Below are 22,985 nucleotides of genomic sequence, written 5' to 3' on the forward strand. Positions count from 1 at the left end.
TTTGTGTTACACACCTGTGCGTGGCTTATAGTGGTTTGGGACTACTGTGCTTAACACCCGGTTCCGTCCGCGACGAGATCGAACGTCACTCCGTCGTCCGTACCCGACGGCACCTCTATCTCCAAGCATTCGCCGCCCTGAATATCACCCCTGAGCGTCGCGGGCAGGTCGTACTGCCCTGAACCCTTTACCGTCACGTCTCCCGATGAACCTGTCACGGTTTCGGTATCGAATTCCACTATGCTGAACTCCACCGTGCTACTCGAACCCAGACTGTAGCTGAACTCCCCTCTCCTTATCCTATCCTGTTGTTCTTGTATATCGACCTCGGCTGTCAGACTCGTGAACTCCTCTTCCTCACCCCCGTTGGGCGGATCCGGAGATACGCCTCCGTTCTCATCCACGGTGGATGAGTTCGAGTTACCCGCCTCGTCGACGACTGTTATGTTGGCGCTCACATCGTCCGGCTCGTAGGTTCCGTTCTTCAGCCACGGTGAGACCCATCTACCCGTGTAGCTTCCTTGTCCGTTCAGTACGTTGCTCGCCGAGGTAATTACGTCGTCGTCATCGTTCGCGTCGAGTAGGGTGATCAGAACGCTCCTGAGACCGACGTCACTCACCGATAATACCTCGTAGTCGACCGTGTACTGTGTGGCACCGACGGAGTTATTCTCGAATCTCGTGCCGTCCTTTGTAAGGGTAGCCGAGTCCACCTCAGGTCTGGCGGTGACCGCCCCATCCTCGTCGGGAACCCTCACCTCCTCGTACCCCTCTCTGTCGGTTCCGTTTATCGACAGGACGGTCTCCTGAGATCTGTCGCAGTCGAAGGTCGCGCGCCCCTCCTGACCCGTCGTGCGCGACCCCCGTTCGCAGTTGCTCGAAGCCTCAACCTCCGCGCCCGCGAGAGGGTTGTTGTACTTGTCGCGTACCTCCACGACTATCCTTTCGTCGACCGAGAGGGCGTCGACCTTCGTGATGTAAGCGGGCGCGAGATCCGCCCCGGAGCCGTCGACGCTTACCTCCGCCATACGGAGACGGTACTCCTCGTCTTCATCCGTAAGCGTGAGTTCGAGCCTACCCCCGTCGACATCGTGGCTAATCCCCTGTTCGTCGCCGAGGAGCGAGTCCCATGTGTCCTGAGACAGACGCGTCGGCATCCCAAAATGCGGACCTGCCCCGCTCCGATTGACCGTTACGGCGTCGGTTGAGACGCTCCGCGGACGTAGGTCGACGGTCACCCTACGGCTTCCCGTCTCCGAGACGGTTCCGTTCAGCACCGGGAGTGTTATAACGTCGCCGTCGACGAGCACACCATCGGACAGCGCCGCCTCGCCGTTTCCTTGATTGAAGACGACGGTGTTCCCGTAACCCGTATCGGGCGCGTCGAGGTACTCGTTGTAGTCGGGGGTGTAGACGAGCGCGCGCGTCTGTATGTTAGGGTCGACGTCTCTCCAGTAGCCGTCGGCGTTACTGTCACCGCCCCCGAAGCTAAGGTTGTTTACCGAAACCTGCCCCTCACCGACGGTTCTCAACGTCCCCGTCGACGCGGGCGGGTTACGCAGAACGATACGGTTGGGGTAGCCCGTACCCAGCTTGACGGATACGGAACGCGTTCCGCCGGTTCCTGCTGTCGTCAGTATAGCCTCACGCATACCTACCATCTCGTCCTGCACCTCCCTACTGTGGTCTATCTCGACAGCCTCGTTCCAGATAGGGACGGCGGAGACCTGTAGGACTGCAATAAGCGTAACGGCTAAGCCTATGATCAGAACAACGCCGATCACCTCCGAGACACCGGCTTCGCGGGTCGCGCCTATACGTTTCAACTACATTACAGAGACGCCGGCTGAGTTAAAAGCTTTCCGTCAGTCGTAACCCCGCCACTTGTGGTCGCAGTCCGTACAGATATAGAAACGCGTCTCCGACTCGTCGGCGGCGCGCGTCTGCTGTAGATACCAGTACGCCTCGTCGTTTCCGCATTCGGGGCACGTCTCGTCGGTCGTCGGCAGACCCTTGTCCTCGGCGTCCTCCATCACCGTCACGTCGTCACGTCCTCCCTCCTCGGTCGACGTGTACTCCGTCTCCTCCTCCTGAACCTTGACAGCACCGCACTCGCCGCACTCGAAGACGCCGTCTTCGAGGTACATCATAGAGCCGCATTCGGGGCAGAACTCCATGTACGCCCAACCTCGTCCGTACACTTTAAGCTACTCGTTCGCGTCGAGTAGTTCGAGTTCGGCGACGGTGTCGAGAGGGTCGTCGCCCGCCTCGACGCTCTCTATGACGGTCGTCGCCTGTTCGAGGGAAAGGAAACGCGACGCTGAGACGTGTCCGAGACGCGTGATCTCGTCGCCGCGTACGAGACCCGCGTCGCGTAGCCGTCCGAGGGCGCGGTCGATATCGAACCCGCCGAGAAGCGCCTCAGAGACACGTCTGTGTTCGTCACCCGCGAAGGCGACGTTCGCAAGCGCCTGTTCGTCCGCCGCCTCCTGCGTGTACTCCACGACGACGTCCTCCGTCTCGCCCTTGAGAAGGTCAAGCGCGACCTCGTCCTCCGTCCGTTCCATGCTGTTGTGGTAGACGGCGTCGGGTTCGGCGAGTACGTAGACGACACCCCGGTCGTGGTAGTCGGGGCGTCCTGCGCGTCCGAGCATCTGTTCGAACTCGCCGACGGTGAGCCATTCGATCCCCATGGCGAGACGTTCGAAGATAACCTGCGACGCCGGAAAGTCGACGCCTGCGCCCAACGCCGCCGTCGTGACGACCGCCGCAACCTCCTGTTCGCCGAACGCGCGTTCGACGCTCTTCCTTTCACCGCCTGATAGACCCGCATGGTACGCCGAGGCGCTCGGTAACGAACCCGCGAGTTCGTGACAACGTCGTCGTGAGTTCGTAAAGACGATCGTCTGCCCGCGGTAACCCTTCGACGACTTTTGATTGTACTCCCTCTTTACGAGACGTTCGACGATGTCGCCCTTCTCAGTACCCTCGGCGAACGTAAGATGACGTTCTATGGGCACGGGACGTTCCTCGTACTCGACGGGACGCGCACCGAGCGCGTCGGCGAGCGCCTCCGGGTTGCCGACCGTCGCCGAAAGGTAGACGTACTGTGCGTCGTGCGCCTCGTGGAGACGCGCCACCAGACCGTCGAGTCGGTGCCCACGGTCGTCGTCCTGCATGTTGTGCACCTCGTCGATAACGACCGTACCCACGTCTCCGAGGTCGCGTCCCGTACGGAGCGAATGGTCGACGCCCTCGTACGTACCGACGACTATCCCGGCATCGGGATCGAAACGGTTCTCGCGCGCAGAGATACGGTTCGAACCCACACGCTGTGTAACGTCGAAACGGTCACCGTACAGGTCGTCGAAACGGTCGTACTTCTGGTTTGCGAGCGCGACGAGAGGCACCAGAAACAGGGTCTTTCCTCGCCCCTCGGTGAGGTTGTGCAGACCCGCGATCTCGCCCACGAGCGTCTTCCCCGTCGCAGTCGCGCTCGCTACGAGAAGATCGTTACCGTCGAGAAGACCGGCTCCGAGGCTCTCCGCCTGTACGGGGAGGAGAGAGTCGAACTCCAGCAGTTCGCGCACCTCGTCGCTCAACGGCGTATCCTCGACAGGTACCGACTCGGCGACGTTCTCGTCCATCTCGTCGAACTTGGTAAGCTCCGGATCGAGGCTTCCTTCGAGGAGGGCGACGACCTTGTCTACCTCACCGACGCGCCGCAGTAGATCGTTGAGACGGTCGCGCGTCGCCGACGAGACACCGCGGAACGACGCCTCGCGTCTGAGTTCGTCGCGCGCGCAGTCGACGCATATACGTTCGCCGTCGTACAGAACGGCGTCGTTCTTCCACAGCGACGTGAACCTACCGTTTACAAGACAGAGACGGCAGACCTCCTCCCTTCCCAGTCCGACGTCGTACGCGTCGAGTAGCTCCGCCATCTCGCCGAAGCCGTCGGCGCTCGCGGGGTAGACGACACCGTCAGCCATACGCGCGAGGTCTATGAACTCGTCGGGCTGTCGCGTCTCGTCGTCGCCGTCGCGGCGTACGCGTAGCTTCGCAGGACGTGGACCTTTAGACGTCTCGCGCACCTCCAGACGACCGTGAAACACCGTCTCGCCGCCCTTCGACGGAAGCACCTTGTAGCCGTCACCGTCGGGCGAGACCAACAGACGCATGGGCGACAAAAGCCGTCGGCGCGTATCTTTCTTCCTATTCCCCTTCCAACAGACGTCTGTCGGTATCGACCGCACCACCCCTGTTCAGGCTCTCGTTCAGAGCCTGAAGCTCCCTGACATCGATACCCTCGTCACGCAGACGTTCGTCGTCGTAGTCGGTCAGAACGTCGACGTTCTCGTTCAGCGCGCCCCTCAACATCGCCGACCGACGCGCGTTCTTGACCGCACCGAGGTAGAACTCCGAAGCGGAGATCTCACCCGCCGCAAGATCCCTTCCGAGAACCTCACGCCGGAACTTGGCGTCGCTCAGGTTAGAAAGGAGTATATCGATCCTGTCCGCCGTCGCGTGTACCTCCGAACCTCCCTCGTCGCCGGCGTTCAACCTCCCCATTATCTTCCCGTGTGTACCCGCCACGGGTTCCTGAAGGCTCATCGAGATCCTGTGACCGATAGGCGTCGAACCCGCTTCGGGACCCCTCGTGAACGTCGTAAGAACCGACTTGTACGAACCCGCGTGGTCGACTGTCACACGGAGATGGATCACACCCGAAAGCTGAGAGGTCGCGTCCTCGTCGAAAACCACACGTCCGTCGTCGTTGGTCACGTACTCACCGTCGAGAGGCGTCTCACCCGTAACCCCGGAGACGGTCACGTTTGCACCTCCAACACCGTCGCCCTCTTGGCTCACCTCCACGGTTATATCGCTCTCGCCCTCGGCGACGGTGACGCTAAGAGCACCCGCAGTCCCCGTTAGAAGCACGATCCCTATCAGGAGAGAGACGAAGACGGTGGTGGAAGCTCTCATCTATCTTGCGTATCCCTACGAGGGTCGCGGTTAAACCAGTTCTCATAGTTCAGAAGAGTTCAGGGTACGTGTCTTTCTCCGCGACAGTTTAGACGTTTCAGCACCGTTTAATACCGTCTCCGACGCGTCCTGTCACGGAAAACACAAGCGTTAATATCCGGACGGGTATACCACAATCCGCGTTCCGCCGCCGCGCGTGAAAGCACAGACCGCGGAACAGAGCGGATCTGAAGCTCCGTTGTCTTCCGTGCAAGCGGAAGGCTCGGAGCGCGAGGCACGAGCGCTCCGTTGGTGTAGTCCGGCCAATCATATTGCCCTCTCGAGGCAATGACCAGGGTTCAAATCCCTGACGGAGCAAAAGCCGTAGATTTTTGCGAGCAAGGGATTTGAACAGTGAGCGACTTTCGGAGCGACCGAGTTCAAATCCCTGACGGAACAGCGTAAACTCACAGCACCCCGTCTTCCTCCATCCTCCGTAGCTCCTCGACGCGTTCGTGTATATCCTCCATCTCACCCGAACCGCGTTTGTCGTCGACGTGACCGTACATCAGGCTCATGCGGTGGTTCGAACGGAGTTCATCCTCGTTCCTGTCGAGGAAGTCCCAGTAGAGCGCGTTGAACGGGCACGCGTCCTCGCCGGTGTCCTTCGTCTTGTGGTACGGACACGAACCGCAGTAGTCCGACATTTCGTCTATGTAGTTCGCCGACGAGACGTACGGCTTTGTTGCGAATACGCCGCTACCGTACATACCCATCTCGATCACGTTGGGCGTCGTCACCCAGTGGTAGGCGTCGACGTAGGTTGCGTGGAACCATCTGTTCAGCTCCTCGGGGACGACGCCCCAGAGCGTGGCGAAGTTGGCGAGCACCATGAGGCGCTGTATATGGTGCGAGTAGCCGCGTTCGCGTACGTCCTCGACGGTGCTCCGTAGACACTCCATATCCGTCTCGCCCGTCCAGTACAGTTCGGGTAGGTCGTGCTCCGCGTCGAGCCGGTTCGCCGTTGCGAGTTCGGGCATCGAGTGCCTGTAGACGTGCCGCATGAAGTCGCGCCATCCGAGTATCTGCCTGATAGCACCCTCGGCGGAGTTTATGGGTGCGTCGCCCTCGCGGTACGTCTCCTCTATACCCTCTATGACCTCCACGGGATGGAGAAGACCGAGGTTTATCGAAGAGCCGAGTAGGGAGTGGGAGACAGACCAGTCGTCGGAGACCATCGCGTCCTGATAAGAGCCGAACGTTCCGAGGCGCTCCGAGACGAAGACGGAGAGGGCGTCGAGAGCCTGTTCGCGTGTCACAGGCCAGGGGAAACCTGACGCGTCGACAGCCTTGCCCCATGTTTCGAAACCCTCCGCGACCATGTCGGCGGTTTCGTCGACGATCTCGCCGTGTTCGAAACTCGGCTCGTCGGGTGACCCCCACCCCTCCGGCGGGTACTCGCGGTTCTGGTCGTCGTAGTTCCAGTCCCCGCCTTCCGGCTCGTCGCCGTCCATCAGAACGCCGGAGCGTCGTCTCATCCAGCGGTAGAACGTCTCGTGCCTGAACGCGTCCGATTCGGTCGAGTCAGCCCAAGAGTCGAAGGCTTCGCGTGTGCTGACGAACAGTTCGTTCTCGACGACGCGTACCTCCCCGCCCGCCTCGCGCGCGACATCGCGGAGACCGTCGGCGGAGCCGTAGCTCGGGCTTCTCATAACAACCGGCGTCGTATCCGGGTAGTCGTCGAAGAAGGCTCCGAGCGCCTCGGCGAAGCTCTCGCCCTTCCGGTAGACGACGTCGTACCCCTCGTCCGAGAGACGGTCACGGAAACACCGCATCGCGGAGAAGACGAGCGTGAGCTTCTGTGCGTGGTACGGCTTCCTCCGTGCGAAACCGTGTGACTCCACCATCAGAACCTTACCTCCGTCGACACGACCGAGGGGTCCTGCGTCCTCGTTGAGCTGTGTACCCAGCACCCACGGTATCTCGTCGTCGTCGAGCGTGTAGTCGGGTGGCGAACCCACCTTGGGCTTCATACCCATACCACGTGTCCGCGACGTATATAGACGGGGACAGAGGCGGGTTCCGCTACCCGTGACGGACTGCTCGGCTTACCCGTGTTACGGTTTACGTCGAGACGAACCGCGCGTGCCCCACGAAGCCGGTTCGGCGTGTCCAGTTAGATAGACCCCAGAAGCATCTCAGCCAGCGGCTCCTTGGCGCTCTCGTCCCCAAGGTTGAGCGCCGAGCAGTCGGTGAGACGTTCGACGAGATCGACGCCAGCGGTCGTGTTGGTCGCAATCCCCGCGACGAGGTCGGGTGGGTGTCCGAAGGCTTCCTCGATACCGACGACGGCGTAAGGGTCGGTCGCACACAGAAGGGTGAACGCTACACTGTCCTCGACCATACCCACAGCGGCTTCGCCGTTGTACGGTTCGAGGGGACTCGCGCCGACCTCGGCTACGATGACATCGGCTTTCCCCATACGTCCGAGGACGGGTTTGACAGCCTCCGTGTACCGGTTTTGGGGAACGACCGTTGTCGGAAGACCCGCGTCCACGAAGTCGTAGATAGGCTCAGCGCCCGCGACCTCCATCGAAAGTATGTCGCCGTAGGTTCCCGCGCCCGTGAGCTTACACGCCGCCACGTCGTACCCGTTCTCGACGAGTACGCGTGTAACGACACGTCCGCTCATCGTCTTCCCCGACGACATGCTCGTTCCGAGTACGAGAACCACCGGCGTATCCGACGGTGAAGCTTCGCCCTCCACCGCGTTGTCGCGCATTCTCTCCGCTCCCGTGTCCGTCACGACGTGACCCTCGTACACGATCTCTATGGGCGAGGGGCTGTACGGCGATGTCGAGGTTACATTGCCGAGGACTCCACCGCCCGTCATGACGTTCATAACCCCGTCGTCGCCTACATCGCGCCAGCTCCCGACGAAGCCACGTGTTGCGCGCCGGGTTCCGAGAGCGCCGACGACGGTTTCGCCTTCCATGAGTTCGACGCGCCGACCCACCGGGTTCTCCATCCTAACGTCGGGGTCGGGACGGTGCGTAACGCGCGCCAAGACGTAGTCGCCCCTCGCCCAGTCGTCCTTCGGACGCGCCTCGACCTCGTACCCGCGCTCTCTGAGGTCTGCGATACGTGTCACGGAGCCGTGTACGTCCGCGGTCATGGATCGCCCTCCGTCTCGTTCCCCGGATCGCTCGGTAAAGGTTCGTTTAGGAGACACGCACCGAGGAGTGCGACGCGGTCGATGAGCATGTCGAGATCGACGTACTCGAACTCCTGATGAGCACCGTCGCCGACAGCACCGAATCCGTCCACCGTAGGTGCGTGCTGGCTCGCGTCGTTTCCGTCGCTCGCGCCTCCCGAACGCGTCCCTTCGACCGAAAGACCGAGACGTTCCCCCGTCTCCTCGACCGTCTCCCACAGAAGACGGTTGCCCGGCGTCCGTTCCATCGGCGGTCTACCGAATCCGCCCTCGACGGATAGCCGGGTACCCGGCGTCGACGCCTCTACACCACGTATCTCTTTCTCGATCTCCTCGGCTGACGCTTCCGTGGGTGCGCGGACATCGACCTCTGCGCGCGCCTCAGGTGCGACGACGTTCGACCGTAGACCCGCCTCGACCTCGCCGACGTTGACCGTCACCCCGGAGTCGACGTCCGTCATGTCGTGTAGTCTGTGGATGACGTTTCCGAGTTCCTCCGTCGCACTCGCCCCTTCCTCGGGTTCGAGACCTGCGTGCGCCGCCTTCCCCTCCACGGTAACGGTAAAATGCCCGACCGCCTTACGCGCAACCTTGATCTTTCCTTCGGGACCGCTCGCGGGTTCGAGAACGAAGACACGGTTGGCGCTTCCCGCGAGTTCGACTATACGTGGCTTCGACTCGGGGCTACCTACCTCCTCGTCGCTCGAAAACAGGACGTGGACGGGGAGCGGCGGATCGAGACCGAGTTCGTCGAGGATACGGAGAGCGAAGACAGCCTGCGTCAGACCGCCTTTCATGTCGAGCGCACCCGGACCTTCAAGCACGTCGTCGCGTACCTCCGGCGGGTTCTCGTCGACGGTTCCGAGGGGCCAGACGGTGTCGGCGTGCCCTACGATAAGCTGAACCTCGTCAGCCTCCTCTGCGCCTTCCGTCCACGCCTCAAGACGTCCGCCCGTCTCATCGCCCTCGATGCGCTCCGTCTCTAACCCCGCGTCGCGGAGGTCTTCCGTGAGACGGTTGAAGAAGCCGTCGAACGTCTCGGGGTTCTCCGTCGGCGTCTCCGTTCTGACGAGTTCGAGGAGGTAGTCCTCTACCGCGTCGCGGTGGCTCTCCGCACTGTCGCGTATACGTTCCTCGACGGAGGCGTCGGCTTTGGAACCCGACGCCGTCATCGGCTGAAACCCTCCGGGAAAGGGAAAGCCTGTGTCTCGTCAACCTCGGCGAACCTGTCGGGGTAGAAGTAGACGAGCGACGGTGCGCGCTGAAAAACCTCCTCGGACTCGTCGTCGTCGCTCCTGTAAGCGTCGGTGTGGACGTGTTTGGCGACCGCTTCGCCGGCGACGATACCCGCCTCGCCGAGGTCGTCGACGGTACGTTCGAGTTCGCACTCCAGAACCGCATACGCGTCCGAGACGACGGGGGCGTCGACCTCGTCGCCGACCTCCGTCTCTACCTCGCTAAGCGATGGCTTGTCGCCTTCGTCGTCACGCGGAGCCGCCGACAGTGTCGCTTCGAGGACGTTCTGGGGGCGTGGGTAGCTGACGGTGAAGACGCCCGTTCTCCTTGCGTTTCTGTACGTACTATGCTCCGGTGTACAGACGAAGCCGAAACGATCCGACCATCCGATAGGGAACGCCATATGCTTGGGCGCGAGGTCGTCGGAACCGTCGGGTTCGCGTGTGCCGACTATCACCAGCGGTGCCGGCGTGTACACAGTCTCGAACAACGCCTGATCCGGCTGTAACGTCACGAGTTCGGTATCGTCAGAAACAGTCATGATCTATCTCCTAACTGTCTAACCCTTTCCGGTGTAAATCGGTTTCGGTCACCCCACCCATACAGTTTTATGCTGTCCGAAGAGATAAACGCCCATGAGAGAAGACGAAACCCCGTTCCCCGGTGACGATCAGCCTGAGACCGAGGAGGAGGTAAGGAAGAAACGGAAGGAACTCGAACAGCGAAACGCGGACTCGACGACTTCTCCGACGAACTCGATGGGAGGGAGGAGGAGATCGAGGAACGTGAACGCGAACTCCGTGAGACACGAGGCGAACTCGACGAACGTAAGGAGAGCCTCGACAAGAGGGAGTCAGTTATACAGGAGCGCGAGGAGGAACTCGACGACAGGGAGGTGGCTATCGAGGAGCGCGAACGAGAGCTCTCGGAGCGCGCCGACGAACTCGACGAGAAGGAGGAGGTTCTCCGCGAATACGTCGGTGACAGCGTACGTGAGAACGTCGAGGAGGCGGTCTCCGAGGTTATGAAAAGCCGAGGCGGAAGCCGTCTCGGTACAATCGGTAGCCTCGTACTCGGTCTTGTCGGCGTAACGCTGGTGGTCGCGGGCGTCCTAAACGGTTTCAGCGGCTCGATAGACGCCGTTCCCGTCGTCTTTAACAGTCAGACAGCCAACCTTGGCGTCACCGTCCTACTCGTCTTCAGCGGTCTCGCCGCCAACCTCGCGGCTGTCGCTGACTGAGGAAGCAGAGAGACGTGGAATGGATACGCAGACGCCTCTCAACCCTCCCGGCTCAGAAGAGCGCCCGGATTCATTATACCGTCGGGGTCGAAAACGTCCTTTGCGGCACGGAGCGCGTCGCGGAACTCATCGGGCGTCTCTTTCTCGTACGCGTCACGGTGTAGACGCCCGATGGCGTGGTGGTGTGTGGTCGCCGCACCGTGTCTGTCGAGAACGTCCGACGCCACCTTCTTTATCTCCCGCCACCCTTCGAGTTCGTTCCCCACGTCGGCGGGCGCGAGTATGGTGTAGTACGGCGCGGGACCGTCCTCGTAGACGTGCGTAAAACGGCACGAAAGAAAGCCGCCTCCACAGAGATCCTCGGCGGTGCCGACGACCTCGGAGCGAACATCGTCGTGTAACGCGTCGAACCCTTCCCACGTTACCGATGTTTCGAAGGTATCGACCAGAACGCCGATGCTGACCAGACCGTTGAACAGGTAAGGGGCTTCGAAGAAAGAGTTACGCCAGTCACCCTCCGCACCGCCGTGCTCTTCGTCGTCGTCACCGACCGTCGTCTCACGTACCTCGCCGCCGTACTCCTCGGCTATCTCGACACCGCGTCTGAGCCGTTCGTCAACGGGTGAGTCGGTCGATTCGAAGCCGAGGACGAGAAGGTTGGTCGACGCGACCTGATTCAGCACCGCCTCGTTCCTGTCGAGAAGACGGCAGTTTGCCGGATAGAGACGCGCCTGCGCTATCTCGCGTGTTGCGCCCACACCGTCACCGAAGTCGTCAAACGCTACGGTCGCCTTCGCGCGGTACTCGGGACGCGGCTGTACGCGCATCCATGCCTCGGTAAAGACGCCGAAAGCCCCCTCGGAGCCGAGAAGAAACGCGTTCGGATCCGGACCCGCACCCGAACGCGGAAGCCGGCGTGTCTCCACGACACCCGACGGCGTGACCATACGTACGCTCTCCACAAAGTCGTCTATATGGGTGTAGACGGTGGCGAAATGTCCGCCCGCGTGCGTCGCTAACCAGCCTCCGATCGTCGAGAACTCGTACGACTGCGGGTAGTGGCGTAGCTGTAGACCGTGTTCGTCTAACTGTTCCTGTAGACGCGGACCCGTCGCACCGGCTTGTATACGCGCTGATCTCGAAACGGGATCGACCTCAACCACCTCGTCGAGCGAGCGGGTGTCGAGAGAGACGACGCCCCTGTATCCGGATCCGTCGCATTCAACACCGCCTACAACGCTCGTACCGCCACCGAACGGAACCACAGCCACACGGTTCGACGAAGCCCATGAGAGTAGTTCTACGGTATCCTCCTCGCTCTCCGGACGGGCGACGGCATCGGGTGCGGGCGAGAAGTCGCCGTGGAAGCCGCGTACGAGGTCGCGGTGACCCCTTTCCGTACGTATGACGCGCGCGTTCCTCGTCGTCGGTCGTGCAGAACGAAAACGGCGGTTCGATACCCGAAGCCGGCACGGTTACGTCCTCGAGCTTCGGTGTTTCGAGCAAGGTTCTCTCCGGAAACCCGAGGTAGGTTTCTGCCATCTCGGCGAGCCTCCGTCGTTCGTCGTCGTTGGGAAGCTTGGACGCGTACCCCCATCCCCAGAAGCTTAGGTCTTCGTCGGTCATGTTACGGCTACGTAGCCGCGCGTAAAAAGACTGTCTCGGCGTTACCCGCCGTCTACACCGGAGGCTTCGACAGCGCCCCTCATGTCCCCGAAGGCTTCGCGGTACTCCTCCACCGACGACATCCATTCGGTCGCACGTACGTCGTCGGCGTCGGGTAAGTCGCCCTGTCTCAGGTAGTAACGTCTGACCTCCGAGACGAGTTCGTCGGCTTCGGTGTCGGGTTTACGGTCGTCTCCGTCGACCGCCTCGGCGACAGCTTTGCCGACACCCCCGAAGGCTTCGCGGTACTCCTCCGGGGAAGGCATCCATTCGGTACCGCGCAGGTCTTCCTCCGACGGTCTCCGATCGTAGAGGTTACTGTACCGGCGTACGTCGTCGAGAAGCTTCTCCTCCTCACCACGTCGACGCGTCGGCGATCGGTCGACGTACTCCGTCTCCAGACCCGCGGCTTCGAGAACCTCCTTCCACGTCCCGTGTTCTTCGAGGACGGCGTTGACCGAGTAGCCGCGTTCCCTGAGGTCGTCGGGTGTCGGATCGCCTTCGACGCGGTCGTTGCATCTCCGTACCGCGTCTAAGCCCTCGTCCTTTTTGTCCCTCTCGTCAGCCTCGTCTCTCTCATTCCCTCTTCCCCCCTCACCGGCTTCGCCCGCCCCGTTCTTTCCTTCCGTCCCATCATCTTCACCCTCCTCTTCCTTCGTCCCTCTTTCACCGACCCCGTTCCCTTCGTCCTCCGTCTCCCCTTCATCGACTTCTCTCTCTCCGTCTTCCCCTTCCGCACCATCTCGCTCTCTCCTCCCGTCGTGTACCGAACCGTCGTCCGACACCGTCCCGGCAACCCCCGCGTTCTCGGCGGTGTCCTCGGACGGACGCTGTGGTTCGCCGTCTATACCCGCCGCCTCCAGCGCCTCGTCCCACGAACCGAACAGGTCGGCGTAGAGCGCGGGGCTGAAACGTCCGTGCCTCCCCATGTCGACGGTTCGAGGCGGAACGCCGAGCGCGTCGTGCAGACGCCGGAGTTCGTCGATAAGGGCTTCCTCCGTACCGTTGTCTACCATGGTTGATAAGACGAGCGCACCGACATGTTTTCCCCGGTAACCGTCAGATACCGGGGAAGCTGTCCTCAACCGCCCCGTCGTCGTCCAAACGGTACCTGACGGTTCCGTCGCGGAACGACGTTACAGCACCCGCGTCCTCCATATGTTCGAGATGCGCGTACGACTCGCCGGGTCCATGGAGTATATGTATCTTTTCGAGTTCGCCGAAAAGATGCGCACCGACCTCCCAAGCATCGAGCGCCCCGTGGTCGTTTAGAACACCGGCGACGCGTTCGGCGCGCTCCCTGTGGTGCCGGAGTATCTCGCCCGCTCGTCCCGTCGGGTTCTCTATAACGTCGCGGTGTCCCGGATACGCGCGGTCGAATCCGCGTTCGGCGATACGTACGAGCGTACCGAGGTACTTCTCCAACGGCTTCTCGACACGTACGTCCGCACCCCCGACGTTGGGTGTGTAGACGGGGAGGAGTGCGTCGCCCGTAAAGACCGTCTCGCCGACCGCGAAACACGTCAGACCCGCCGTGTGACCCGGCGCACCTAAGGCTTCGAGTTCGACGCCCGCGACAGCGAAACGGTCGCCGTCAGTGAACGTCTCGACCGACGGCGGTTCGCCGTACGCAGGCTCCATAGCTTCCATGAAGCTCAGAAGCTCCTCGCTCTTACCGTCGGGTATACCCCAGTCGTCGATGAGACGGCGCTGTTCGTCGTACATCGAGTCCCACGCCTCGTCGTCCTGCTCCACTATCGGCGCGTCGTTCTCGTGGACATGCACCGTCGCGCCGCTTTCGTCCTGAACGTAGCCCGCGAGACCCGTGTGGTCGGCGTGCCAGTGCGTAAGGAAGACGTCGTCGATCTCGGCGACATCAACGCCGACGGCATCGAGACTCCCCACGAAACCGCGTTTCGTCTCAGGCGTCGAGACACCCGTGTCGATCAGCGCAGTCTCGCCTTCTCCGCGTACGACGTACGACGAGTTGTCGCCCTCGAACTCCTCGTTTCCGAGGCTCAGACGTTCGGGGGAAAACGTCATACGACCTCCCCCGGTTCGTGTTTCTTCTTCATACGTTTCGCCTCGGCGGCGTACCTCTGACGTGTCTCGTCGTCTATCATGGACGCGAGATCCTCGTCGTCGGAGTACGTACGTTCGGCGAGCCATACGACGGTCATCCTTGGAGCCTCCCGTTGAGTACCTTCGCGGCGACGAGAACCGGATCCCAGACGGGGCTAAACGGCGGAGCGTACCCAAGATCGAGACGTTCGACCTCCTCGACCGACATACCCGCCTCGACGGCGGTCGCAACCGTGTCGATACGGATCGCCGACCGATCCTCGCCCACGGTAGCGCCGCCTAACAGACGTTCTGTACCGCGGTCAGCGACGAGACGTACGGTTATCTCCGAACCGCCGGGGTAGTATCCCGCACGCGAACGCGTGTCGACGGTTTCGACGACGGGTTCGTACCCCGCGGCGCGCGCCTCCTCCTCATCTACCAGCCCTGTACGTCCGCATTCGAGTTCGAACGCCTTGACCGTCGCCGTGCCTGCGACGCCCCCGGTAGGCGTCGGTTCGCCCGCTACGGTCGCGCCGACCGCACGACCTGCGCGGTTCGCGGTCAGACCGAGCGGTACCCATGTCGTCCCTCCCGTCACGACGTGATGCGCCTCGGCGCAGTCGCCCGCGGCGTAGACATCCTCGGCGGACGTTCTTCCGTACCTGTCTACGGCGATCGCACCGCTTTCCCCTGTCTCGACCTCGTCGGGGACGGGTTCGGAGTTGGGACGTATACCCACACCGACGAGCGCCGCGTCGGTACCCACGGTGCCCTCCGGCGTCTCCACCCCACCGACACCGCCTTCGCCGTCGTCTACGAGGGCTTCGACCTCGGTGTCGGTATGTACGGTGACGCCGTTCTCCCGCATAACCCCCTCCACGCGTTGGGCGACGGCGTCGCCGAAGTCTGGTAGAACCTCACCGGAGCGCTGGAACAGATCTACGTCGACGTCATAGGCGCGGAACGCCTCACACATCTCGACACCGACGTAACCCCCGCCGACCACGGCGACCGTCTCAGGCGGTTCGGCGTTCCCGTACCGCGCCACCTCCTCCTCGTCTATGTAGCCGCCACCGCCTAACGAACCGACGTCGAACCCCTCAGGCTCTTCGAGGAGTGCGCGCACCCTCGCCGCGGAGCCGAGACCGTGGAGCGTAAAGACACGGTCGAGTTCCGCGCCGTCGAAAGGTACGAAAGCGCGCGCACCCGTCGCAACCAGAAGGTCGCCGTACTCCTGAACGAACCTGCCGTCGGATCCCTCGACAGTCACCGTCTTGTCGTCGGTCGTGACATCGATGACCTCGTGTTCCCTACGCAGGTCGACACCACGTCCGTCTATCTCCTCAGGCGACAGCGACTGTAGATCGACAAGGTGATCCACGTCACCCTTGACGAAGTACGGCGTTCCGCAGTGCGCGTACGAAACCCACCTACCCTTCTCGAAGACGATCACGTCGCGGTCGGGGTCGTCACGTCTGAGCTTGCTCGCGGCGCTCAGACCCGCGGCATCCCCGCCGATTACAACAAAAGGCTTCATGCCCCCGGATAAGCCCCGCGTCTACTTGTAACGTACGATAATGCAGGGTAATGTCATATCGACAAACATCTAACCTCGGCGCGGAACACGCCACCTACATCAAAGGCTTTATGCTCCAACGAGAGGATGTCCCGGACAGGAATCGGGCGGGGTGTCGACGGACGACGAACCCACACGGGCGGGGGACGGGGCAGGGGTCGTTTACCGAACGTCGGCGCGCTCGAAGGCTCGTAGCCGAAGGATCGGGTGGTCGTATGTTGATGCAAACTATCGAACCGGCTCTGTCCGCCGTCGTCGACAGCCTCGCGTACACCGTTCCTCTGTCGGTTCCGGGTGTCGAGGACATAACCTCCTTCGTCTCAGGTCTCAACCTACGTCTCCTCCTCATACCTCCTATCACGGGTATCATCGGCTACATCACCAACTGGGTCGGTATACGTCTGATGTTCAACCCTATAGAGTTCCGCGGGTTCAAGGTACCCGGAATGGATCAGATCTCGCAGTTCATGCCGCGGAAGATACAGCAGATACCCGGTATGATGGAGGGGAAGTTCGGATGGCAGGGTATCGTCCCCTCGCGCGCCGCCAAGATGGGTAGTATAGCCTACGACAACAGCGTTGAGAAGGTGGCGAGTCAGCGTGAGTTCTACGAGCAGTTCGATCCGGATGTCGTCGCCCAGTACGTCGTTCAGGAGGGGAGGGAGGATATACACTCCCTCGTAGACGACATACTCAGAACCGAGTACCCCGACCTGTGGGACGAAGCACCCGAATCCGTCAAACGCGTGATACACGAACACACACAGTCGCGTCTGCCCGAGATCTCCAGCCGTCTTTTCGAGAAGACGGGTAAGAACATAAACGAGCTGATGAACGTCAAGATGATGATAATCAACCATCTCGAAGCCAACCCCAAGCTTCTCAACAGGATGTTTCTGGAGGTCGGTGACAGGGAACTCAAGTTCCTCATCAACTCGGGTCTCATCTTCGGTACACTTCTCGGATGTATATCCATACCGCTGTTCGTCTATATCGACCAGTGGTGGGTTCTTCCCGTCTCAGGCGCTCTCGTCGGATATATGACCAACTTCATCGCTATCAAGGCTATATTCAACCCCGTAAACGAGTACAAGGTCGGACCTTTCCGTATACAGGGTCTGTTTATCAAACGTCAGGACGAGAGCGTCGACAAGTACGCCTCCATCGTCGCCAAGGAGGTTCTGACCGTCGGCAACATAGCGCGCCATCTCCTGTACGGTCCTAAGTCGGACAGGACGCGTAAGATGATACGTGACTCTCTACGTCCTGAGATAGACCGTTCGGTCGGCGCGGCACAGCCGATCGTCCGCGCGACGACTGGCGATGAGAGCTACGAGGCGATGCGTGAGGCGCTCGCCACCGAACCCATAGAGTACGGCTACGAACTCCTCAAGGATCCCGAGTTCAACCGCGAAAGGAGCATACGTATGAAGGAGCTGATCGCCAAAGAGATGAAGAAGCTTCCGCCCGAAGAGTACGTCCTGATGCTACGCCCCGCCTTCGAGGAGGACGAATGGTTGCTTATAGCGGTCGGCGCAGTCCTTGGATTCGTCGCGGGATGGATACAGCTACTCGTGGTGACCGGTCTATGACCGAAGGGAACGAGGACGTGCCGACGGAAGCCGCCGACGGCGAAGGCGACGCGGACGGCGCGGAAGGCGTTGACGTGCGCGTCCGGCGCTTCGGTTCGCGCACACGGGAGTCCGAGCGGGGTTCCGGGCACGACGCCATCGACAGCGGCGCAGACCTGACGGAACGCGCACGGTCTGTCGTCGAAGCCGTCCTCGCAGGCGGTGAACCGCCGCTTGGGGACGAAGAGTCCGAGGCGCTCGTCTCCGTCGCACGGAACGCCGATACCTTTCCCGTCGCTGTCGAACCGGATCGTATCGACGGGAGCCTTTCGGCTTTCGGCGCGGCGCTTGTCGAACCCGCGCGCGAACCGTCGGAGGTCGATGAAGCGCCGTCCTTGCTCGATGTCGTCAGGGACGCCCTGTGGGTCGCGCGTATCGCCGTCTCGACCACGCGGCGTCTCGCGGGCTACTCGCTCCGTTCGGGTGTGCGTACAGGGGCGCGTATGCTCCAAGCTGTAGGCACGTCGCGTTCGCTCGACGAGTTCCTCGCCGAGTCGCAACGCGTCGCTCTCGAAGAGATGGATCGCGTCGGCGTCGACTTCTCCGAGGAACGGAGGGCGAAGAACGGTAGGCAAGAGGGTACCGTGGATGTCACCGACCTCCGTGAGAGGGGCGAACATCTCCTCGAACTCTCGGCGGATGTCGAGTACGAGGAGTCGGTACATCCCGCGTACCCCGACATACTCGATCAGCTTTCGCCCGACGAGGCGCGTATGCTCCGTTACCTCGCTACCGAAGGACCCCAGCCCGTCGTCGATGTACGTGACTCCGGATGGCTACCTGTCACCTCCGAACTCGTCGGTGCGGGTCTTTCGATGGTCGGCACAGAGGCGGGATGTCGGTACGAGGACAGGACACAGGCGTACCTCAACAACCTCCAACGTCTCGGACTCGTCTGGTTCTCCGACGAGCAGGTCGACGACGTACGACGTTACCAGCTCGTCGAGGCTCAGCCGAAGGTGATGGAGGCGCGCGACGAATGCACGCGTCCTAAGGTAGTACGTAGGAGCATACATCTTACGCCCTTCGGCGTCGACTTCTGCCGTTTCTGTCTCCCCCTCGGCGTTGTCTCCGACGACGCTTCGAGCGTCTACCATCCTCCTCAGGATCGTGCCAACGGAAACGGAGACGGGAACCGGGGCGACGACGAAGGCGGGTCATTCGGCGACGGTTTGGACGACGCGGGGGAGGTGTCCAACGGCGACAGTATACGGAACCCGCATCTCGACGACCACTGGGAGTAGACAGCTTCTTGTCGCGCGCCGTCCCTGAAACCGTATGGAACCCACCGTTCTCGTGACCGGCGCGGCGTCGGGTATAGGCGATGCGACGGCGCGCCTCTTCGACCGCCGTGGATGGCGCGTCTACGCGACCGATCTTGACGCCGACGAGGTCGATGCGGGCGACGTTTCGTTTTCACTCGACGTTACCAAACAGGGCGACGCGAACAAAGCCGTCGACCGTATCGCCGACGACACGCGACGCCTCGACTGTATCGTCAACAACGCCGGCGATCCGCTCGCGGGCGCTGTCGAGACGATCGACGTTGAGGACGCGCGCGACCAGTTCGACGTCAACCTCCACGGACCTCACAGGCTGGTACGGTCGGCGTTACCGTACATGCGTGAACAGGGCGACGGTACGATCGTAAACATGTCGAGCGTACTCGGACGCGTATCACTCCCCGGCGTCGGAACCTACTGCGCGTCGAAGAGCGCCGTCGAAGCGTTGAGCGACGCCCTCCGTGTTGAGGTCGCACCCTTCGGCGTCGATGTCGTCCTCGTCGAACCCGGCGGTGTAGAGACGGGCTTTGAGGAAGGCGTCGAGGAGAGCCTCGACACCGATGAACCGTACGCCGAACTACACGACCGTCTGAAGGAGCGCGCCAACGACCTTATGAGCGGTACACTCGCGTCGTCGCCTGAGGATGTCGCCGAGACGGTCGTAGAGGCGGCGGAGGCGGACGACCCCGACGCGCGTTACACCGTCGGTCCGGCGTCGAAGCCTCTGGTTGCGTCGGGATACCTACCTTCGAAGGTACGTGACATGGCTCTACGCCGTCTTTTCTGAGTCGGGGAGACCGCGTTCACGGAGTTCCTCGTCGCGTTCGGTCTCAACGCCAAGACGCGGAACCTCGACGGGTCTACCGTCCTCGTCGACGGCGACGAAGGTGAAACGCGAACCCGCGGTGCGCTCCCTCTCACCCGTCCGCGGCTCCTCCTTGTCGACCTTGAGACGGACACGTACGCTCGTCGTGCCGACGTCGTACACCCACGATTCGACGACGGCGATACTACCGCGCGGAACGGGCTTTGCGAAGTCGATTCCTTCGACGTGCGCCGTGACACACGTCTCACCCGCGTGCCTCATCGCGCTCATCGCGCCCGCCTCGTCCATAAGACGCATAACGACGCCGCCGTGCGCCGTGTCGTGGTTGTTCGTGTCGTTAGGCTGTACGATGTCGCGGTTCTCTATGTACGTCTCTGTGACGGTCGGCATACGGTATGGAGGTTACGCTCTGTTATAATCTTGTAGACCGCCGTTCTACCTCAGAAAGCTCCATAGACCTTTTGCGTACGGCTTCGGGCTTTCGGTCTCACGTAGACGAACCTTACCGTATCCGAGTAAGCCGACAACGAGACCCGCAATACCGACCACGAGGACGGCGTTTACACCGACGAGTGCGAGCAACGGGTTTACTGAGTAGAGGCTCCGGAGCACGGGTTCGGGAAGCAGTAGGAAGTATCTGTTATCGCGTATACCGTCGGTTCTCTTGCCTCCGGATTCGGGAACCGGCGTCGTAACGGTCACAGTTGTCTTTTCGCCCGCGGGTAGACCTACCGACCCCCTCTCAACCTCGGCTTCCCCTGTCGGCTCCACGATCACGAGCATCGCTATGTAGCCGTCGTTACGTACGGTCACCTCCCTGTTGAGGCTTCCGCCCGGTTCGACACCTTCCACGCCCGCGTCCGTGGATATCTCCTGTACACCGCTCTGACCCACCATCACGAAGTTGGCTGGTACGAGAATGAGGGCGGCGAAGCCGAGGAATACCAGACGCGAATCTATAACCGACCCGCGTTTACGTGATCTCTTCCTGTCCCTGTCGCTCGCACCAGCCCGTTCCTCCACGGAGGCGATCACGACGAGCGCGACGCCGAAGACGAACAGAGCGACGCCGCTTATCTGCGTACCCGCGGCGGTACCGATCCCGACTAAGCCTAAGATACCCGCCACGGTACCACGCGCCGTTCTGACCGCGACACCTAAACGTGGGACTGCGACGACGGTTCCGCCGATACTCAGAGCCTCCGCTAGCACGTCGTCTTCTGTAACGTACGGCTCGCCGCCGTCCTGATCGGTGAACGGGTTGGCGTCGCCCTTTGTTATGTAACCCTCCTCCGTCTCACCGACTATCCTGTGTGTAACAAGACCCCCGTCCTGAACCTCCTCCGCCTCGAAGACAACGACGTCGCCGACCGACGGCGATCCTGTCACGAAAGAAGGTATGGCAACGAAGCCGTCTCCTTTCTCTACGGACGGTGACATGCTTCCCGTCTCGACGAAGCCCAGTATGATAGGGTATCCGAGTACCTGTCCTGCGAGAAGCCCCGCTACGGCGACGACGAAGATCGCTGTAACGATCCTCTTCGGCGTTAGCACCGTCTACTCATCCCCCTGTCTCCGGCGGCGAACCGTCATGTAGACGGCGAACACCGAGGCGAGCAAAGCGACGGCGGCTAACGGCAGAACGCCGGAGCCAACCTCTGAAACCGTTACCGTAACCGGCTCCGAATCCCCGACAGCAACCTCGTACCGTCCCGGCTCGTCGAAGCCGACGTTGAAAGAGACGTTCCTCGACCGTCCGGATCCGATCTCAAGCTGGCGTCTGTCGGCAACACGTCCGTTGAGACGTAACGCCGCCGTAACGGTACCCGAAGCCGTGCCCGTGTTCCGTACCGTCGACTCGACGACGATCTCCTCCTCCGTATCGGGCGTTCTCTCGTTCACCACCGTAGCCACCTGTCCTGCGATACCCGCGGCTCTTATATCTACGTTGGTATCGGAGACGGAGGTGGTGAACTCGAACTCCGGCTGTCTGAAGCTGACGCTCAGTTCGCCCATGTCGACCGACAGACGTTCCCTGTCCCCCGTTTCAGGGGTGTCGGGTTCGGGCGGAGCAGGCTCCGTGGCGGGCGTTCCACCGCCTCCGGGTATATCGACCTCCAATCCATCCTGTTCGGGAAGCAGGGCGATCAGAGTAACCTCGTCCACGGCTACTCCTGAGGAGCCTGTCTTGACCGACATACCCACAGGCTCCGTCTCGTTGTTGGAGAGGAGTATCCTGTCCGTCTCCGTCTTATTCTCTATCGGCAAGCCGTTGGTGTCGTAGAACGTAACCGCGTCGGAGCCGTGTTCTATCCAGATCTCGGCGGTTCCCTCGCCGTCGTAGCCGACGACGAACAGCTCTTCGATCACCGTCTCCGCCTGCGGGTTGATACGGTCGATAACGAGCCTTATACGCGCCGTCGGAAACGACGACGGTAGAACCGTGGAGTACTGGACATCTATCGAGGACAGCCGATCCGCCGAGGCGGAACAGCTACAGCCGGGTGAGTCGCTCTCCGTCAACTTCTCAGCCGACGTCCCTGAGCTACTCGAAAGCATAAACGAGATACAGACCGACCTCGGAGCTACCCCCGGTCAGGTTCAGGTTCTCGTCTCCGCCACCTCGGCGATAGAGACACGGGTAGCCGGGGAGAACTTCTCAGAGGCGAGGAACGAAACCCTCGTAATCAAACCCGGCGCAGGTACCTACTCGGTCGCACCCCGGACGGACGGTAGACGTAGCTATCCGTCCACGGAGACGGTCGTAAACGAGGTTGAGCCGTCGTTCCTCGAAGCGTACGTCTCTTTCATAGTCGCCTTCTTCTGTATCTTCGGAGCCTCGGCGACCTTCGTCGCACGGCGTCAGGGCGTCTTCGACCTCCCGACGGAGACAGTCGAACGTCTGGAGTCGGACAAGGAACGCGACGAGTTCGACGACTGGATATCCCGTGGCTCCGTCTCACGGTTCGACGCCGACGGCGAGGTACGTCTCGACAGCCTCGAAGATATAGTTGACGGCTCTGGTGAATCGCCATACATGAGTTAATTCGGGTGTGTAACAGCTCGTTTGATGTTGTAGACTGAACACATGAGAACGATTTCGCGGAATTCACGGTACCAAGTTCGGGAACGCACGGCGTGGCCGAGCGTGCGTTTAATCGACGAAAATACTGTTTCCGAGAGTGCTCGCTGACCGTAGTCATCCGTATCGATCCGCGCGTTATGCGCGTGATCGATGGGATGGAACTCACGATGTTTGATCAGCGGTCTCACACCTTCTTCGCG

The 22,985-nt window shown here is 61.5% G+C and carries 22 protein-coding genes and 1 tRNA gene; 6 read left to right on the forward strand and 17 right to left on the reverse strand.

The features are described 5' to 3' along the window. Window positions 1-50: 50 nt before the first annotated feature. From EGH25_RS01580 to EGH25_RS01595, 4 genes are read right to left on the reverse strand one after another with little or no spacing between them, the layout of a single operon-like run. Window positions 51-1,826: a hypothetical protein gene (locus EGH25_RS01580; protein WP_266085656.1), complete on the reverse strand. Its 1,776-nt coding sequence runs from the start codon at window positions 1,824-1,826 to the stop codon at window positions 51-53. A 39-nt stretch (window positions 1,827-1,865) separates the two neighbouring features. Next, a complete protein-coding gene (locus tag EGH25_RS01585) occupies window positions 1,866-2,177 on the reverse strand; it encodes a transcription factor S (RefSeq protein ID WP_266085657.1) in 312 nt (103 codons plus the stop codon). A 30-nt stretch (window positions 2,178-2,207) separates the two neighbouring features. Then, entirely contained in the window at window positions 2,208-4,181 is a 1,974-nt protein-coding gene (locus tag EGH25_RS01590) for a DEAD/DEAH box helicase (protein WP_266085658.1), read from the reverse strand. Window positions 4,182-4,215: 34 nt separating this feature from the next. Next, on the reverse strand, window positions 4,216-4,986 hold the full coding sequence (locus EGH25_RS01595; protein WP_266085659.1) for a hypothetical protein: 771 nt from the start codon (window positions 4,984-4,986) through the stop codon (window positions 4,216-4,218). A 282-nt stretch (window positions 4,987-5,268) separates the two neighbouring features. Here EGH25_RS01595 and EGH25_RS01600 point away from each other — a divergent pair. Next, a tRNA-Glu gene (locus EGH25_RS01600) sits at window positions 5,269-5,343 on the forward strand. A gap of 89 nt (window positions 5,344-5,432) precedes the next feature. Here the strand turns inward: EGH25_RS01600 and EGH25_RS01605 are convergent. The 4 genes from EGH25_RS01605 to EGH25_RS01620 form a co-directional block, all read right to left on the reverse strand. Further along, the gene (locus EGH25_RS01605) at window positions 5,433-6,998 is read right to left on the reverse strand and encodes a cryptochrome/photolyase family protein (protein WP_266085660.1); all 1,566 of its coding nucleotides are present in this window, start codon (window positions 6,996-6,998) and stop codon (window positions 5,433-5,435) included. Between the two features lie 143 nt (window positions 6,999-7,141). After that, on the reverse strand, window positions 7,142-8,140 hold the full coding sequence (locus tag EGH25_RS01610; protein WP_266085662.1) for a hypothetical protein: 999 nt from the start codon (window positions 8,138-8,140) through the stop codon (window positions 7,142-7,144). Beyond that, entirely contained in the window at window positions 8,137-9,351 is a 1,215-nt protein-coding gene (locus EGH25_RS01615; protein WP_266085664.1) for a M20 family metallopeptidase, read from the reverse strand. Before EGH25_RS01615 ends, EGH25_RS01610 begins: the two co-directional genes overlap by 4 nt. Beyond that, complete coding sequence (locus tag EGH25_RS01620) at window positions 9,348-9,956, reverse strand: flavin reductase family protein (RefSeq protein ID WP_266085666.1); 609 nt, start codon at window positions 9,954-9,956, stop codon at window positions 9,348-9,350. The genes EGH25_RS01615 and EGH25_RS01620 overlap by 4 nt, the downstream gene beginning before the upstream one ends. Before the next feature lie 354 nt (window positions 9,957-10,310). Between EGH25_RS01620 and EGH25_RS01625 the strand changes: the two genes are divergently transcribed. After that, window positions 10,311-10,655, forward strand: coding sequence for a hypothetical protein (locus tag EGH25_RS01625; RefSeq protein ID WP_266085668.1), 345 nt, complete (start codon window positions 10,311-10,313; stop codon window positions 10,653-10,655). Between the two features lie 38 nt (window positions 10,656-10,693). Here EGH25_RS01625 and EGH25_RS12060 read toward each other — a convergent pair whose 3' ends face one another. The 5 genes from EGH25_RS12060 to EGH25_RS01650 all read right to left on the reverse strand — a co-directional run bounded on the left by EGH25_RS12060 (window position 10,694) and on the right by EGH25_RS01650 (window position 15,921). Beyond that, window positions 10,694-12,061 (reverse strand): FAD-binding oxidoreductase, encoded by a 1,368-nt coding sequence (locus tag EGH25_RS12060; RefSeq protein WP_266085694.1) that lies wholly within the window; start codon window positions 12,059-12,061, stop codon window positions 10,694-10,696. A gap of 261 nt (window positions 12,062-12,322) precedes the next feature. Next, on the reverse strand, window positions 12,323-13,336 hold the full coding sequence (locus EGH25_RS01635) for a homing endonuclease associated repeat-containing protein (protein ID WP_266085669.1): 1,014 nt from the start codon (window positions 13,334-13,336) through the stop codon (window positions 12,323-12,325). A 43-nt stretch (window positions 13,337-13,379) separates the two neighbouring features. Beyond that, on the reverse strand, window positions 13,380-14,363 hold the full coding sequence (locus tag EGH25_RS01640) for an MBL fold metallo-hydrolase (protein ID WP_266085670.1): 984 nt from the start codon (window positions 14,361-14,363) through the stop codon (window positions 13,380-13,382). Further along, a complete protein-coding gene (locus EGH25_RS01645; protein ID WP_266085672.1) occupies window positions 14,360-14,500 on the reverse strand; it encodes a DUF7967 family protein in 141 nt (46 codons plus the stop codon). The genes EGH25_RS01640 and EGH25_RS01645 overlap by 4 nt, the downstream gene beginning before the upstream one ends. Then, window positions 14,497-15,921, reverse strand: a complete 1,425-nt coding sequence (locus tag EGH25_RS01650; RefSeq protein ID WP_266085674.1) for an FAD-dependent oxidoreductase — start codon at window positions 15,919-15,921, stop codon at window positions 14,497-14,499. The genes EGH25_RS01645 and EGH25_RS01650 overlap by 4 nt, the downstream gene beginning before the upstream one ends. A 260-nt stretch (window positions 15,922-16,181) precedes the next feature. Between EGH25_RS01650 and EGH25_RS01655 the strand changes: the two genes are divergently transcribed. Genes EGH25_RS01655 through EGH25_RS01665 form a run of 3 tightly spaced genes read left to right on the forward strand, consistent with a single transcriptional unit; the run spans window position 16,182 to window position 19,661 of the window. Then, entirely contained in the window at window positions 16,182-17,552 is a 1,371-nt protein-coding gene (locus EGH25_RS01655; protein WP_266085676.1) for a DUF445 domain-containing protein, read from the forward strand. Then, window positions 17,549-18,835, forward strand: coding sequence for a DUF4393 domain-containing protein (locus EGH25_RS01660; protein WP_266085678.1), 1,287 nt, complete (start codon window positions 17,549-17,551; stop codon window positions 18,833-18,835). Before EGH25_RS01655 ends, EGH25_RS01660 begins: the two co-directional genes overlap by 4 nt. A 34-nt stretch (window positions 18,836-18,869) precedes the next feature. Continuing rightward, entirely contained in the window at window positions 18,870-19,661 is a 792-nt protein-coding gene (locus EGH25_RS01665) for an SDR family oxidoreductase (protein WP_266085679.1), read from the forward strand. Here EGH25_RS01665 and EGH25_RS01670 read toward each other — a convergent pair. The 3 genes from EGH25_RS01670 to EGH25_RS12065 are packed head-to-tail and all read right to left on the reverse strand — an operon-like array spanning window position 19,644 to window position 22,070. Further along, complete coding sequence (locus EGH25_RS01670) at window positions 19,644-20,090, reverse strand: acyl-CoA thioesterase (RefSeq protein WP_266085680.1); 447 nt, start codon at window positions 20,088-20,090, stop codon at window positions 19,644-19,646. The two genes, EGH25_RS01665 and EGH25_RS01670, sit on opposite strands and share 18 nt — an antisense overlap. Window positions 20,091-20,135: 45 nt before the next feature. Continuing rightward, the gene (locus EGH25_RS01675; RefSeq protein WP_266085682.1) at window positions 20,136-21,254 is read right to left on the reverse strand and encodes a signal peptidase I; all 1,119 of its coding nucleotides are present in this window, start codon (window positions 21,252-21,254) and stop codon (window positions 20,136-20,138) included. A gap of 3 nt (window positions 21,255-21,257) precedes the next feature. Beyond that, window positions 21,258-22,070: a CARDB domain-containing protein gene (locus EGH25_RS12065; RefSeq protein ID WP_266085683.1), complete on the reverse strand. Its 813-nt coding sequence runs from the start codon at window positions 22,068-22,070 to the stop codon at window positions 21,258-21,260. A 16-nt stretch (window positions 22,071-22,086) separates the two neighbouring features. On the opposite strand from EGH25_RS12065, the gene EGH25_RS01685 reads away from it, so the two are divergent. Beyond that, entirely contained in the window at window positions 22,087-22,746 is a 660-nt protein-coding gene (locus tag EGH25_RS01685) for a DUF5305 family protein (protein ID WP_266085684.1), read from the forward strand. On the opposite strand, the gene EGH25_RS01690 is transcribed toward EGH25_RS01685, so the two are convergent. Next, window positions 22,743-22,985, reverse strand: a 243-nt coding sequence (locus EGH25_RS01690) for a transposase (RefSeq protein ID WP_338071860.1), incomplete at its 5' end; no start/stop codon positions are given. The genes EGH25_RS01685 and EGH25_RS01690 overlap by 4 nt on opposite strands.

The organism is Halorutilus salinus (assembly GCF_026242195.1).
Lineage (GTDB): Archaea > Halobacteriota > Halobacteria > Halobacteriales > Halorutilaceae > Halorutilus > Halorutilus salinus.